Annotated in this window: 13 protein-coding genes; 2 read left to right on the top strand and 11 right to left on the bottom strand. The window is 67.4% G+C overall.

Annotated elements, in window-relative coordinates:
- Window position 1 precedes the first annotated feature (1 nt).
- The 7 genes from rbfA to KW843_RS07165 form a co-directional block, all read right to left on the bottom strand.
- Entirely contained in the window at window positions 2–373 is a 372-nt protein-coding gene (rbfA, locus tag KW843_RS07195; protein WP_008904004.1) for a 30S ribosome-binding factor RbfA, read from the bottom strand.
- A gap of 18 nt (window positions 374–391) precedes the next feature.
- A complete protein-coding gene (gene infB, locus KW843_RS07190; protein ID WP_218294353.1) occupies window positions 392–3,259 on the bottom strand; it encodes a translation initiation factor IF-2 in 2,868 nt (955 codons plus the stop codon).
- A gap of 24 nt (window positions 3,260–3,283) precedes the next feature.
- Window positions 3,284–4,768 carry a transcription termination factor NusA gene (gene nusA, locus KW843_RS07185; RefSeq protein WP_218294352.1) on the bottom strand — a complete coding sequence of 495 codons (1,485 nt, stop codon included), beginning with the start codon at window positions 4,766–4,768 and terminating at the stop codon, window positions 3,284–3,286.
- A gap of 77 nt (window positions 4,769–4,845) precedes the next feature.
- Window positions 4,846–5,439, bottom strand: a complete 594-nt coding sequence (gene rimP, locus KW843_RS07180) for a ribosome maturation factor RimP (protein ID WP_218294351.1) — start codon at window positions 5,437–5,439, stop codon at window positions 4,846–4,848.
- Between the two features lie 398 nt (window positions 5,440–5,837).
- Window positions 5,838–6,248, bottom strand: a complete 411-nt coding sequence (locus KW843_RS07175) for a thioredoxin family protein (RefSeq protein WP_218294350.1) — start codon at window positions 6,246–6,248, stop codon at window positions 5,838–5,840.
- 78 nt (window positions 6,249–6,326) lie between these two features.
- Window positions 6,327–7,607: a cytochrome c gene (locus KW843_RS07170; RefSeq protein ID WP_218294349.1), complete on the bottom strand. Its 1,281-nt coding sequence runs from the start codon at window positions 7,605–7,607 to the stop codon at window positions 6,327–6,329.
- A gap of 14 nt (window positions 7,608–7,621) precedes the next feature.
- Entirely contained in the window at window positions 7,622–8,425 is an 804-nt protein-coding gene (locus tag KW843_RS07165) for a c-type cytochrome (protein WP_218294348.1), read from the bottom strand.
- 152 nt (window positions 8,426–8,577) lie between these two features.
- On the opposite strand from KW843_RS07165, the gene KW843_RS07160 reads away from it, so the two are divergent.
- Window positions 8,578–10,047: a PLP-dependent aminotransferase family protein gene (locus KW843_RS07160; protein WP_218294347.1), complete on the top strand. Its 1,470-nt coding sequence runs from the start codon at window positions 8,578–8,580 to the stop codon at window positions 10,045–10,047.
- A gap of 270 nt (window positions 10,048–10,317) precedes the next feature.
- Window positions 10,318–10,674 carry a hypothetical protein gene (locus KW843_RS07155; RefSeq protein ID WP_218294346.1) on the top strand — a complete coding sequence of 119 codons (357 nt, stop codon included), beginning with the start codon at window positions 10,318–10,320 and terminating at the stop codon, window positions 10,672–10,674.
- 39 nt (window positions 10,675–10,713) lie between these two features.
- On the opposite strand, the gene KW843_RS07150 is transcribed toward KW843_RS07155, so the two are convergent.
- The 4 genes from KW843_RS07150 to KW843_RS07135 form a co-directional block, all read right to left on the bottom strand.
- On the bottom strand, window positions 10,714–11,283 hold the full coding sequence (locus KW843_RS07150; protein WP_218294345.1) for a sugar O-acetyltransferase: 570 nt from the start codon (window positions 11,281–11,283) through the stop codon (window positions 10,714–10,716).
- A gap of 45 nt (window positions 11,284–11,328) precedes the next feature.
- Window positions 11,329–12,495, bottom strand: coding sequence for a Gfo/Idh/MocA family protein (locus KW843_RS07145; protein ID WP_218294344.1), 1,167 nt, complete (start codon window positions 12,493–12,495; stop codon window positions 11,329–11,331).
- A 49-nt stretch (window positions 12,496–12,544) separates the two neighbouring features.
- On the bottom strand, window positions 12,545–13,555 hold the full coding sequence (locus tag KW843_RS07140) for a sugar phosphate isomerase/epimerase (protein WP_218294343.1): 1,011 nt from the start codon (window positions 13,553–13,555) through the stop codon (window positions 12,545–12,547).
- Window positions 13,556–13,670: 115 nt separating this feature from the next.
- Window positions 13,671–14,654, bottom strand: a complete 984-nt coding sequence (locus KW843_RS07135) for a substrate-binding domain-containing protein (protein WP_218294342.1) — start codon at window positions 14,652–14,654, stop codon at window positions 13,671–13,673.
- Window positions 14,655–14,840: the final 186 nt, after the last annotated feature.

Below are 14,840 nucleotides of genomic sequence, written 5' to 3'. Positions count from 1 at the left end.
GCTAATCCTCTTTTGCGCGGGAAGAGACAGCCTTGGCAATCAAGGCATTCATGTCGGCCGCCCGCTCGGAGGTGCGGTCGAACACGAAGTGCAGCGTGGGCACCGTGTGGATGTGCAGGCGCTTGAACAAGCCGTTGCGCAGGAAACCCGCAGCCTGGTTGAGCGCCGCCTGTGTCTCCACAGGGTCGCCCGTCAGCAGGCTGAAGAACACCTTGGCATGGGCGTAGTCCGGAGTCACCTCCACGCCCTGCAGCGTCACCATGCCCACGCGCGGGTCTTTCAACTCGCGCGCGATCAGCTCCGTCAGATCGCGCTGGATCTGGTCGGCGACCTTGAAGGCGCGGTTGGGGGTGGAAGATTTCTTCGCAGCCATGTCGTCGTCACCGATGCCTTACAGCGTCCGCGCGATTTCCTTGATGTCAAAGAATTCGAGTTGATCGCCTTCCTTGATGTCGTTGTAGTTCTTGAGCTTGATACCGCACTCGAAGCCTTCCTTGACATCCTTGACATCGTCCTTGAGGCGCTTGATCGAATCGACTTCGCCCGTGTAGACCACCACGTTGTCGCGCAGCAGGCGGAAGCGTGCGTTGCGATGGACCATGCCCGAGGTGATGTACGAACCGGCAATCGTGCCGATCTTGGTGGCCACGAACACCGTGCGGATCTCGGCCGTGCCGATGATCTCCTCGCGCTGCTCGGGGGCCAGCATGCCGGACATGGCCACGCGCAGCTCGTCCACAGCGTCGTAAATGATGCTGTAGTAGTGCAGATCGACGCCATTGCCCTCGGCCAGCTTGCGCGCACCGGCATCAGCCCGCACGTTGAAGCCGATCACGATGGCCTTGGAGGCGATCGCCAGGTTGATATCCGACTCGCTGATGGCGCCCACTGCGGCGTACACCAGTTGCACCTTGACTTCGTCGGTCGACAGCTTGAGCAGCGACTGCGCCAGCGCTTCCTGCGAACCCTGCACATCGGCCTTGACGATGATGGGCAGCATCTTCACTTCGCCTGCCGTCATGTCGGCGAACATGTTCTCCAGCTTCGCAGCCTGCTGCTTGGCCAGCTTGGTGTTGCGGAACTTGCCGGCACGGTAGGTGGCGATTTCGCGGGCACGGCGTTCGTCCGTGAGCACCATGAATTCGTCGCCGGCCTGCGGCACTTCCGTCAGGCCCTGGATTTCCACCGGGATCGACGGACCCGCCGTCTTGGCCACCTTGCCGTTTTCGTCCAGCATGGCGCGCACGCGGCCATAGGTCTGGCCTGCCAGCACGATGTCGCCCACCTTGAGGGTACCGGACTGCACCAGCACGGTCGCCACGGGGCCGCGGCCCTTGTCGAGCTGCGCTTCGATCACGAGGCCCTTGGCCAGCGAATCCACCGGCGCCTTGAGTTCCAGCACTTCGGCCTGCAGCAGCACCTGCTCGAGCAGCGTGTCGATGCCCATGCCGGTCTTGGAAGACACGGGCACGAACGGCGAATCGCCACCGTATTCTTCCGGCACCACCTCTTCGACCACCAGCTCCTGCTTGACGCGGTCTGGGTTGGCATCGGGCTTGTCGGCCTTGGTGATGGCCACCACGATAGGAACACCAGCCGCCTTGGCGTGCTTGATGGCTTCCTTGGTCTGGGGCATGACGCCGTCATCGGCCGCCACCACCAGGATCACGATGTCCGTGGCCTGGGCACCGCGGGCACGCATGGCCGTGAAGGCCTCGTGACCCGGGGTGTCGAGGAACGACACCATGCCGCGCGGTGTTTCCACGTGGTAGGCACCAATGTGCTGCGTGATGCCGCCGGCTTCGCCCGCAGCGACCTTGGCGCGGCGGATGTAGTCCAGCAGCGAGGTCTTGCCGTGGTCGACGTGGCCCATGACGGTCACGACCGGGGCGCGCGGCAACAGCTCTGCGTTCTGCTGCGTCGAATCGTCGTCGGTGAAGGCTTCCGGATCGTCCAGCGCCGCCACCACCGCCTTGTGGCCCAGCTCTTCCACCACGATCATGGCGGTGTCCTGGTCCAGCGGCTGGTTGATGGTGACCATCTGGCCCATCTTCATCAGCGCCTTGATCACTTCGGACGCCTTGATCGACATCTTGTGGGCCAGCTCTGCCACCGTGATGGTCTCGGGCACATGCACTTCAATGATGCGCGCCTCGACCGGTGCGGACTGCTGGTGGTCGTCGCGATGGTCGCGGTTATCACCACGGCGGCCACGCGGGCCACCACGCCAGTTGTTGCGGCCGACACCGCCGCTGCTGTCGCCGCGGGTCTTGATTTCCTTCTTCTTGGCGGTGTCATTGGCCCAGCTGGAGGACAGCTTGGCCGACTTCACTTCCTTGCCGGCGCCGGGCGCGCCTGCGCCGGCGGCGGCCGGAGCCCCCGCACGCGCCACACCCGTGCCCACGGCCGGCTTGTGCAGCGTGCCCTTCTTGGCATCGCCCACCGCGGCGGGCTTGGCCACGGGCTTGGGTTCCTCGGGCTTCTTGGCCACCATGACCGCCTTCTTGGGCGTGGCCATCATGGAGCGAATGGCCGCGGCCTCGGCTTCGGCCTTGCGGCGGCGGGCATCCAGATCGGCCGCACGCGCGGCTTCCTCGTCGGAGCGGGCCTTGGACTCGGCAGCAGCCTTTTCGCGCGCTTCGGCCTGGGCGGCGCTGCGCGCAGCGGTTTCAGCGGCCTGCTCGCGGGTCGCTTCCTGCTTGACGGCAGAGGCCTGGGCCTTCTTTTCGGCTTCCTGCGCAGCGTAGGCGGCAGCACGCTCCTCGGCTTCGCGTTCGCGCTTTTCACGGGCTTCGCGTTCAGCGCGCTTCTCGGCCAGCTCCGCCTCCTGGCGGCGGATCAGCTCGGCCTGGCGGCGCGCTTCTTCCTCGCGGCGGGACAGCTCGAGATCCTCGCTGGAAACAGCGGCCTCCTGCGCCGCCACGGGCGCATGGGTTTCGGCAGACGCCTCGGCACCTTCGTCGCGCTGGATGAACGTGCGCTTCTTGCGCACTTCCACCTGGATCGTGCGGGCCTTGCCCGTGGCATCGGCCTGCTTGATCTCGCTGGTGGACTTCTTCACCAGCGTGATCTTCTTGCGGTCAGCCGAAGCCGTGCCATGGCTGGCCTGCAGATAGGCAAGCAGCTTTTGCTTGTCCGACTCGGTCAACGCGTCGGAGGGGGCAGCCTTGCCCACGCCGGCAGCCTTGAGCTGGTCGAGCAGGGTTTCAGGCGATTTTTTGAGTTCGGTTGCAAACTCGGCGACAGTATTACTGGACATATGTGGTTCGTGCCTCCCTGACCTTTACTCTTGCCCCGCGAACCAGTGTTCGCGCGCCTTCATGATCAAGGCTTTGGCTTCTTCTTCAGACTGTCCGGTCAGGTCGGTCAGTTCATCAATGGCCAGATCGGCCAGGTCGTCACGTGTATGCACACCGCCTTCAGCCAACTTGGCAATCAGCTCGGGGGTGAGGCCTTCGAGGTCGCGCAGGTCCTGGGAGACCTCTTCCACGCTTTCCTCGCGGGCGATTTCCATCGTGAGCAGCGCATCCTTGGCGCGGGCGCGCAGCTCGTTGACGGTGTCTTCGTCGAAGCTTTCGATCTCCAGCATTTCCTGCAGCGGCACATAGGCCACTTCTTCCAGGCTGTTGAAGCCTTCGGAGATCAGGATGTCGGCGATTTCCTCGTCCACATCCAGCTTTTCCATGAACAGCTTGCGGGCCGTGTCGGTCTCGTTGGCCTGCTTCTGCGCGCTTTCGGCGGCGTCCATGATGTTGATCTTCCAGCCGGTCAGATCGGACGCCAGGCGCACGTTCTGGCCGCCGCGGCCGATGGCGATGGCGAGGTTTTCCTCGTCCACCACGACATCCATGGCGTGCTTTTCCTCATCGACCACGATGGAGGACACGTTGGCCGGTGCCAGCGCGCCGATCACGAACTGGGCGGGGTCTTCTGACCACAGCACGATGTCCACGCGCTCGCCGGCGAGTTCGTTGGTCACCGCGTTCACACGGGTGCCGCGCACGCCGACGCAGGTGCCGATGGGGTCCACGCGCTTGTCGTGCGACAGCACGGCGATCTTGGCACGCGAGCCGGGGTCGCGGGCGCAGGACTTGATCTCCAGCAGGCCCTGCTCGATCTCGGGCACTTCCTGGCGGAAGAGCTCGATCATGAACTCGGGGGCCGAGCGCGACAGGATGATGGGCGCGCCGCGCAGGGTCAGGTCCACTTCCATGATCATGGCCCGCACGCGGTCGCCGCTGCGCAGGTTTTCCTTGGGGATCATCTCGCTGCGGCGCAGGCGGCCTTCCACACGGCCGGACTCGACAATGATGTCGCCCTTGTCCATGCGCTTGACGGTGCCGGTGAAGATGCGCTCGCCGCGCGACATGAAGTCGTTGAGCAGCATTTCGCGCTCGGCGTCACGGATCTTCTGCAGGATGACCTGCTTGGCGGCCATGGCGCCGATGCGGCCGATCGGCACGGACTCGACACCCTCTTCGATGTACTCGCCGACTTCGATGTCGGGAATGCGGTCCTTCGCATCCATCAGCAGCTCTTCGGCTTCGGGATTCTGCAGGCCCGCGTCATCGGGCACGACCAGCCAGCGGCGGAAAGTCTCATAGTTGCCGCTGTCGCGATCGACGGACACGCGAATGTCCACCTCGCCCTGGTACAGCTTCTTGGTAGCCTGGGCCAAGGCCGACTCCACGGCGCCCAAGACCACATCACGCTCAACGTTCTTTTCGCGCGAAATGGCCTCAACCAACATCAACAATTCGCGATTCATGCGACGACTCTCCTGTTTCAATCACCCGAGGGCAGGGTCCGCGCGCTGCGGCCACCCACCCCAATTCATTCAGCCACTCAGGCGGACGCCGGCCCGGCCTTGCCTCCACGCCCCTTGAAATCCACGATGGGCGCCAGACGGACGTCCCGCACCTCATCCAGGGTAAAACCCAGCGCCTGCAGCGGCGCCGGAACGCGTTTCTTGCTCACCTTCTGGCCCGGCTTGACCGGCGGCTCGTCGCTCCAGACGATCTGCCAGCCTCCAGCTTCGGCCCGCTCCAGCGTGCCGCGAAATTTCTTGCGGGTGGCATTGACCTGCCCCGCCGCTGCGGCGCCGATGGGCGCCTTCAGGGTGATGTCGATGACCGAGCCCTCGAAGCGCACGAAGTCCTGCTCGTGACGCAAGGGGCGGTCGATACCGGGGGAAGACACTTCCAGGCGCTTGTACTCGACGCCATCGACCTCCAGCGCAAATTGCAGCTGGCGCGTGACCTTTTCGCAGTCTTCGACGGTGACAAACTGATCCAGCGCCGGGACCGGCGCGTCGGCGGGCGGCTGCACCCAGGGCAAGTCAATGGTGATGCGCAGCAGACCACCGGCAGAGCGTTCGATCTCCACCAGGTCATATCCCAGGCCCGTCACAATTTGTTCAACGACTTGCTGTAATGCCACGTGTTCAGTTCAATCCCGGAAAACAACACGACTGACGCAAATCGGGATCCGGCGAGTCGCCGACCCCATGGTGGGAGCACTTCCTGTGCGCCCTTGTTTGCGTAAGTCCAAAACAAAAAACCCGATAACCCCCGGAGACCTTCCCCGACAGCTTCGAGCTCCAAAAGCATTCGACCAAAAAAAACGGGCGGTTGGTACCCGCCCGTTTGGTCGTGAGATTCATATTGTAGCGTGTAACGCCTTGATTTGCAAAGATGGACTGTGGTCAAACTGCCTTCTGAACCCGCCGGCAGGGGCCCCGCCGGCACAAAAATCCGGCGCCTGCGCGGCCAGCGGCGTTTCCGGCAGAAAGGTGCGCTGCTGCGCCCCGCCCGCCCAGCCGATTTGTCCTCGTCGTCCTAGTCGTCCTGGGCGCCGCGCGCCGCGCGCACGCGCTCGAACACGCCCTGCGCCTCGCCACCGGCCGCCGAGGCATTGCGCGCGCCCGCCTGCAGGCTGCCCAGCAACCGGGCCAGCACTGGCGCCTGCGGCAGCAGCGGCCCCAGAAAAAGCGCGCTGGTGCCGCGGCCGATCAGCAATGTGGGAAAAGTCTCCACATCCAGGTCCCCCGCGATCTCGGACTCGTCCTCGATGTCCACCCATTCGAACCGCACCCCGGGGTTCGCCCGGGCCAGTTCGTCGAACAGGGGGCGGTAGTCGCGGCAGGTGCCGCACCAGCCCGCGCACAGGCATACAGCCCACCAGCCGCCAGCGGCGGCCTGCGGGGACGCCCCTGAGGCGGGATCGGGCAACACGGCCGGACTTTCCATCAGCGTAACTCCTGGGTCATCCCGGCCGGGGAGCCCTGCGGCCGTGCGCAGAGGCCCTCCCGGGGGCCGGGTCTGGGTCTACATGCCGCGCCGCTCGCGGGCGCGGTAGACCTCGATGGTACCCACACCGGGCGCCTGGTTGCCCCAGCTGTTGCGCACGAAGGTGGCGACCGCCGCCACTTCCTCGTCCGACAGGGTCTGCTGGAACGGGGGCATGCCGTGCGGACGTGGGTTGCCGGCGGTGGCGGGCAGGTAGCCGCCCTGCAGCACCACGCGCACCAGGTTGGTGGGATCGGCCAGCGTGACCGCGCGGTTGCCGGCCAGAGCGGAGAACGCCCCAGGCTCGCCCTGCCCCGCGTCGCCATGGCATTGCGCGCACTGCTGCTCATACACCTTCGCGCCCCGGGACATGGCCGCGGAGGGCGGCGCGGGCGGCGTTGCGGGCGCGGGGCCGCCCTGCTGCGGCAAGGCCTGCAGGTATACCGCCATGGCGCGCGCGTCGGCATCGGTCAGGTACTGCGTGCTGCGGAACACCACCTCGGCCATGGGGCCCAGCACCGAGCCGTGCGGGGCCACCCCGGTTTGGAGCAAGGCCACCACGTCCTCGGCGGGCCATTCCTTGACGCCCGCCTCGGCCGCCGCGTTGAGCGCGGGGGCATACCAGTTCTGCACGGGAATCAGCCCGCCGGTGAAGGCCTTGGCATCCGTGGTGGCGCCCAGCGCGTTGCGTGGCGTGTGGCAGGCGGTGCAATGGCCCAGGCCGTTGACCAGGTAGGCGCCCCGGTTGTACTCGGCCGTCTGTGCGGGCTCGGGCCGGGGTGTGCCCGGGGTGAAAAACAGCGCGCGCCACACGCCCAGCGCCGCCTGCGTGTTGTACGGGAAACGCAGCGCATGCGCCCGGTTGGCTTCGGCGGCGGCGGGCACGCTTTGCAGATAGGCAAAGATGGCATCGGAATCCTCGCGCGTGACCTGGGTGTAGTTGGGGTACGGGAAGGCGGGGTACAGCAGGCGCCCGTCCTTGCTGCGGCCATGGTGCATGGCGCGCCAGAACTCGGCCGAGGTCCAGCTGCCGATGCCCTGCGCCTTGTCGGGCGTGAGGTTGGAGCTGTGCACCACGCCAAACGGCGTCTCGATGCCGCGCCCGCCCGCGAACGGCGCGCCGCCCTGGGTGGTGTGGCAGGCCATGCAGTTGCCGACACGGGCCAGGTACTCGCCGCGCGCCACCAGCGCGGGCGTGCCCTGCAGCGTCTCGGCGCCGGGCAGCGGCTCTTCGCCGCGCAGGTTCAGGGTGACCAGTGCGGCGGCCGTGATGCCCAGGGCGGCCAGCACGGAAGAAATCGTCCAGAGGATGCGTTTCATGGATGACATCCCTCTCAGCGCGCCGCGCCGGAAGCGGCCGCCACGGGCACCTCGGCCACGCCGCCGCAGCGGGCGGGCATGGGGGCGGGCAGCGTGCGGGCGGGTTTGCCGCCCCCTGCCACGGGCTGGGCGGCCAGCCAGGCGGACACGGCGCTCACGTCGTCGGGCGTGAGCTGGCGGGCGATGTCGGCCATGCAGTCGGGCGCATGCGCGCGGCGCTGGCCGGTCTTCCAGGCGCCCAGCTGGCTGTTGAGGTAGTCGCGCGGCAGGCCCAGCAGGCCCGGGATGGACGGCGCCACGCCCGTCATGGCGCTGCCGTGGCACGACACGCAGGCCGGAATGCGGCGCGCGGCATCGCCCTGCTGCACCAGCTGGCGCCCCTGCTCCAGCGCGGCGGCCGGCGCCTGGGGTGCGGGCGGCGGCGGGTACGGCAGGTCCTGCGCGGCAAAGTGCTCGGCCATTTCACGCAGGTAGTCGTCCGTCAGGTGCTCGATGAGGTAGGTCATCTGCGGATAGCTGCGCCGCCCGTCGCGGAAGTTGAGCAGCTGGTTGGCCAGGTAGCCCGCCGGCTTGCCGGCGATGCGCGGAAAGTAGCCGTCGGGCGTGGCACGGCCTTCCTTGCCGTGGCAGGCCGTGCAGGCCAGCACGCGCGAGGACATCGACGACGCGGACACCGTGGCGGACGGGGCCGCCGCAGCCGCCGCAGGGCTAGGCACGGGCTGGGCCCAGGCGCCAGCACTCCACGCCAGCGCCATCGCGGCAGAGGCGCCGGCGAGGCGGGAAACAGGGCGCAGCAGGCTGCGCAGGCAATCGATCATGGGGTTTTTGTCAGTAGGGAAGCGGCCGGCCCGCACACATCGCGACGGACACCAGCACATGCCGCCACTCTACGCCCCGCCCCAAAAACAGTACAGATTCAGTTTCTAGTTAAAAATACAGATCAGTTTGCCCTGGATCAACCCCAGCCCCCATGAAACGCTACGAACGCCACGCCGACGCCATTGCCCAGCTCATCCACAGCGGCGCGCTGCGCCCGGGCGACCGCGTGCCCTCGGTGCGCGAGGCCAGCCGCACGCGCGGCATCAGCCCGTCCACCGTGTTCGAGGCGTACTACCTGCTGGAGGCCCAGGGCCTGATCCATGCGCGCCCGCGCTCGGGCTACTACGTGAGCGCCCGGCTGCCGGCCGCCGAGTCCCGGCCCGCCGAGCCCCTGCCCTCGCAGCCGGCGAACACCTCCACCGGCGTGGCCATCAGCGACCTGGTGTCCGAGGTGCTGGGCCTGGCGCGCGACCGCGACCTGGTGCCCCTGGGCTCGGCCTTCCCGGGGCTGGAGCTGTTTCCGCTGGAGCGCCTGGCGCGCTGCCTGGGCAGCGGCATGCGCAAGCTCGACCCCTGGAGCATCGTGCAAAGCCTGCCGCCCGGCGACGAGCGCCTGCGCCAGCAGATCGCGCTGCGCTACGGCCTGCACGGCATGGCCGTGGACGCGCAGGAGATCATCATCACCAACGGCGCGATGGAGGCGCTCAACCTCTGCCTGGAGGCCGTCACCCGCCCCGGCGACGTCGTGGTGGTCGAATCGCCCACCTTCTACGCCGCGCTGCAGGCGCTGGAGCGTCTGAACCTGCAGGCGCTGGAGGTGGCCACCCACCCGCGCGACGGCATCGACCTGACCGCGCTGGCCGAAGCCCTGGCGCGCCAGCCCCCGCACCAGCCCGTCAAGGCCTGCTGGCTGATGCCCAGCTTCCAGAACCCGCTGGGCAGCCTGATGCCCGAGGACAAGAAGCGCGAACTCGTGGCCCTGCTCGCGCGCCACCAGATCCCGCTGATCGAGGACGACGTGTATGGCGAACTGCACTTCGCCCCCCACCGCCCGCCCCCGGCCAAGGCCTTTGACGGCGAAGGCCTGGTGATGCACTGCAGCTCGTTCAGCAAAAGCCTGGCACCCGGCTACCGCGTGGGCTGGGTGGCGGCGGGCCGCTTTGTCACGGCGGTGCAGCGCCTCAAGCTCATGACCACGCTCTCGGCCGCCACGCCGTCGCAGCAGGCGTTGTCCGAGTACCTGGCCCAGGGCGGCTACGACCGGCACCTGCGCCAGCTGCGCCGCAGCCTGGCGCAGCAGCAGGCGACGGCGCTGGCGGCGGTGGCCCGGCATTTCCCACCGGGTACGCGGGTCGCGCAGCCCGAGGGCGGGTACTTCCTGTGGGTGGAGCTGCCCCCGCAGGTCGATGCCCTGCAACTGCACCGCCAGGCACTGCAGCAGGGCATCAGCCTGGCACCAGGACAGATCTTTTCGGCGGACCGGCGCTTTGCGAACTGTGTGCGCATCAACTACGGGCACCCCGCGCAAAGCCGCTTTGAAGCCGCCCTGGCTACCGTGGGCGCCCTGGCCTCGGCGATGGCACGAGAGGCGTCCGCTCCCAAGAAGCTATCAAAACAGTAGCTGCCAGCGCTTACACATCAGGCGCTTGCGGTCAGTTTCTCCAAAAACTCCCCTTCCCCGGGGTTCCCTGGCCTCCAGGGCACCCGCCTTGCGGCGCATGCCCTTGCTTGCAGCAAACTGACATGCCGCCGCCGCGTTGGAAAGGCCCAACCTCGGGTTCTCCCGCCCTCGGCACAGCTCTTGCAACGGCATACTGGCGGCCGTCCGCAACCGGGGCAGCGCTACCAGCCTGGCCCCGCGAGGCCTTTTCCACCCCACCCGACGCCCACCATGGCAGCACCCCAGCATGTCCCGTTCCTGACCGTGGAAGATGAAGACGACTGGGTCGTCTCGTTCGCGCTGGGCCCCGTGGGAGCCAGCCGCCTCACGCTCACGCGCACGCCCCACCTGGAATTCATGCTGCGGCCCGAACAGCGCGGCGTCTCCGTGGGCGGCGTGGAGGCGGGCCAGCGCGCCACCCTGCTGGTGGCCGTGCAATGGGGGCACAAGTGCGTGGACGTGGTGTCCACCGCCAGGCGCTACAGCCTGGACATCAGCAAGGTCGATGCCGCCACGCGCACCGCCGCGCTGCGCGTGCTGGGCAAGATGAACTTCGACCAGCGGTTCCAGCTGGCCAACGCCCAGTAAGCCGCCGTGCGGGCGACCGCACGGGTTCGCCGGGTCGCCTCAGGCCACCAGCGGGTCGAGCGGCCGCACCACCCGGCACGGGTTGCCCGCCGCCAGCACCCGCGCCGGCACGTCGCGGGTGACCACGCTGCCCGCGCCGATCACCGCACCATCGCCAATCGTCACGCCGGGGCAGATGATCGCGCCGCCGCCAATCCACACGTCCTCGCCGATGGTCACGGGCAGGCACAGCTCGACGCCGGTCGCGCGCTCTTCGGGCGACAAGGGGTGCGAGGCGGTGTAGATCTGCACGCCCGGCGCGCACAGCGTGCGGGCCCCGATGCGCACCGGCGCGCCGTCGAGCACCACGCAGTTGAAGTTGAAGTACACGCCTTCACCCAGAAAAATGTTGTAGCCGTAGTCGCAATGAAACGGTGGCGTGATCTGCACGCTGCCGGGCTGGCCCGGCAGCAGCTGCGCCTGCAGGGCTTGCAGCGCGGCAGCATCCGCCGCAGGCGCGTGGTGGATGGCGTGGCACAACTGGCGGGCGCGCAGGCGGTCGGCCACCAGCTGCGGGTCGGCGGCCATGTATGGCGCGCCGGAGATCATCTTGTCTTTCTCGGAGGTCATCGGGTGATTCTGCCCTGTGCCATCCCCCTCCACCGGCCCGCCCGCCTACCCTGCCAGCGCCGTCCACTTGCGCTCGCTCGCGGCGGACTCCACCACCTTCTCGATGAAGCGCACGCCCTCGGCCCCGTCTTCCACGCGCGGGTAGTCGGCCTCCAGCGCGCTGGCGGTTCTGCCTGACGCCCGGGCGCGGATGTCCGCCGCCACGCCCAGGTAGACGTTGGCAAAGGCCTCGATGAAAGCCTCCGGGTGCCCGGCCGGAATGCGCCCCGCGCGCAACGCCGATTCGCTCAGCCAGGGCGAGCCGCGCGTGAGGATGCGGCGCGGCCCGTCCACCGGCGAATGCACCAGGTGGTTCGGGTCCTCCTGCCGCCACACCAGCGTGCCCAGCGTGCCGGACACCTGCAGGCGCACATCGTTCTCCAGCCCCGCCGCCACCTGCGACGCGACGATCACGCCGCGTGCGCCGCCCGCATAGCGCAGCAGCAGCTGTGCATCGTCGTCCAGCCGGCGGCCGGCGCCGAAGGTGGTGAGGTCGGCGCACAGCGCCTCCGGCCGCTGGCCGGTGACGGTGGCGGCCAGGTTCTCGGCGTGCGATCCGATGTCGCCCATGGTGCCCACCGCGCCGCTGCGCGCGGGGTCCAGCCGCCAGTCGGCCTGCTTGTTGCCGCCGCCCTGCTCCACCGCCGTGGCCAGCCAGCCCTGGTTGTATTCCACGGTGACCTTGCGCAGCGTGCCCAGGGCGCCGCTCTGCACCAGGTGGCGGGCCTCGCGCACCATGGGGTAGCCGGTGTAGTTGTAGGTCACGCCGAACACGGTGCCGGCCTTCTTCACCGCCGCCACCAGCTCATCGGCCTGCGCGCTGGTGTGCACCAGCGGCTTGTCGCACACCACATGAAAGCCCGCCTGCACAAAGGCCAGGGCCACCGGGTGGTGCACATGGTTGGGGGTGACGATGCTCACCAGGTCGATGCGCTCGCCGGGGCTGCGGCGCAGCTCGTCAGCCAGCAGGTCCTGCCAGCTGCCGTGGTTGCGGTCGTCCGCCAGGCCCAGCTCGGCGCCGGATGCGCGGGCCCGCTCGGGTGAGGATGACAGAGCGCCCGCCACCAGCTCGAACTGGCCGTCGAGCGCCATGGCCTTGCGGTGCACCGCACCGATGAAGGCGCCGTGGCCGCCGCCGACCATGGCGTAGCGGAGCTTTCTTTCACTGGACATACAAAAAGCCTTTGCTCGCTGTGTGTTGTTGTCGGTTTGAGGAGCGCGGCTAGGCCTGCTTGTCCCGTGCAAAGACGGCATCGAATGCGCCCGCCGCGGGCTTGAAGTCGAGCCGCTTGCAGAACGCCGCGCTCTCCGTGGCGCCGTGCACGCGGTCCATGCGGCTGTCTTCCCACTCCACCGAGAGGGGGCCCTGGTAGCCGATGTCGTTGAGCGCGACGATGATGGATTCGAAATCGATCATCCCGCGCCCCACGCTGCGAAAGTCCCAGTGGCGCCGGGCATCGCCAAAGCTGGTGTGCCCGCCGAAGGTGCCCACCGTGCCGTCGCCCTTGCCCCACCACACGTCCTTCATGTGGGCGTTGTAGATGCGGTCGGCGAACTGGCGGATGAACTTGATGTAGTCCACGCCCTGGTAGGCCAGGTGGCTGGGGTCGTAGTTGAAGCCGAAGCGCTTGTTGCCGCCCACCGCAGCAATCGCCCGCTCGGCCGAGGCGATGTCGAAGGCGATTTCGGTGGGGTGCACCTCCAGCGCAAAGTTGATGTCGTGCGCTTCGAACACATCGAGGATGGGGCCGAAGCGCTTGGCGAAGTCGGCAAAGCCCTTTTCCCAATACGCCTGCGTGGTGGGCGGAAAGGCATAGATCGAATGCCACACTGACGAGCCCGTGAAGCCCGTGACCGTCTTCACGCCAAACCTGGCGGCAGCGCGCGCCGTGTCGGCCAGCTCGGCGGCGGCGCGCTGGCGCACGCCCTCGGGATCGCCGTCGCCCCACACATAGGGCGGCAGGATGGACTGGTGGCGCTCGTCGATCAGGTCGCACACGGCCTGGCCCACCAGGTGGTTGCCGATGGCAAAACACTGCAGGCCGTGCTGGGCCAGCAGTGCGTGTTTGTCCTTGACGTACTGGGGCGTCGACAGCGCCTCCTGCACGTTGAAATGGTCGCCCCAGCAGGCCAGCTCCAGGCCGTCGTAGCCCATGCTGCGTGCCAGCGGCGCGAGTTCTGCCAGCGGCAAGTCGGCCCATTGGCCGGTGAAAAGGGTGACGGGTCTTGGCATGGCGGCTCCCAAGGGGCGTGGGGTTGCAGGTGCGAAGCGGCAAGCAGCTATATTTTCGATAGCTGCTTGTGCTTGATGGATAAGCGCTAGAGGCCTATTTGACTCAAAAACACCATCAGAATGGCGAGTCTGGGAAGTAGAAGCTCTTCGCGTTTTCCTTGGTGATGAGCACCGACGGAATGATCGTCGTCGCAGGCAGCTTCTCGCCCTTGATGCGCGCCTCGGCCGTGAGCTTGATCGAGTCGTAAATGAACTTGGGGCTGTACGACACATTGGCCTGGATCAGCGGGTTGCTGCCGTCGGCCAGCGTCTTGATCATGCCCTTGGCACCCGCGCCGCCGAACACCAGCTTGATGTCCTTGCGCTTGGCCTGCTCGATGGCCTTGAGCACGCCCACGGCCATGTCGTCGTCGGCCGCCCACACCGCGTCGATCTGCGGAAAGCGCGTCAGGTAGTCCTGCATCACCTTGAAGGCATCGTCGCGGTTCCAGTTGGCGTACTTGGCGTCCAGCAGCTTGATGTCGGGGTGGTTCTTCAGCACCGCGTTGAACGCGTCCATGCGCTCGTTGTCCAGCGTGGTCGCAATGCCGCGCATGGCCACCACGTTGCCCTTGCCGTTCAGCGCCTTGGCGATGTACTCGGCCGGAATCTTGCCAAACGCCGTGTTGTCACCGGCCACATACGCGTCCTGTGCGCTGGTGTCCGTCAGGCCGCGGTCCACCACCGTCACGTAGACGCCCTTGGCCTTGACCTGGGCCACGGGCTTGGTCAGCGCGGCCGATTCAAACGGGAAGATGACCAATGCGTTGATCTTGTTCACCGTCACCAGGTCCTGCAACTGATTGGCCTGCTCGGGCGCGCCGCCTGCCGTCTTCACGATGACCTGCAGGCCGGGGTGGGCCTTCTCCAGGTCCTTCTTGGCCTGGTTGGCCCAGTACACGATACCGCCCGTGAAGCCGTGCGTGGCCGACGGAATGGCCACGCCCACCACCGTCTTGTTGGCCTGCGCCATCGCAGGGCCGGCCAGCGCCAGTGCGGCGGCGGCACCCACGGCCGAGAGGGCCAAGCGGCGGGTGAAAGTAGATGTCTTGCTGTTCATGATGCGTTGTCTCCTGTTGCTATTGCTTTGCTGAAAAATGGCCATGAAAGCCTGGCCGACTGGGGAACACCTCGAAAAATATATGCACGCAAAGAGTGGGTGGAAAACTCAGCGAAGCGGTCCTGGCGAGGCGCTGTGCCGCAGACAGTGCGGATAGCACGGCAAGACACAGCAACAACGCCAGGA

Source organism: Acidovorax sp. sif1233 (assembly GCF_019218755.1).
GTDB lineage: Bacteria > Pseudomonadota > Gammaproteobacteria > Burkholderiales > Burkholderiaceae_C > Acidovorax.
Note: the sequence above shows the minus strand (reverse complement) of the source record. Positions and strands in the feature narration are given on the sequence as shown.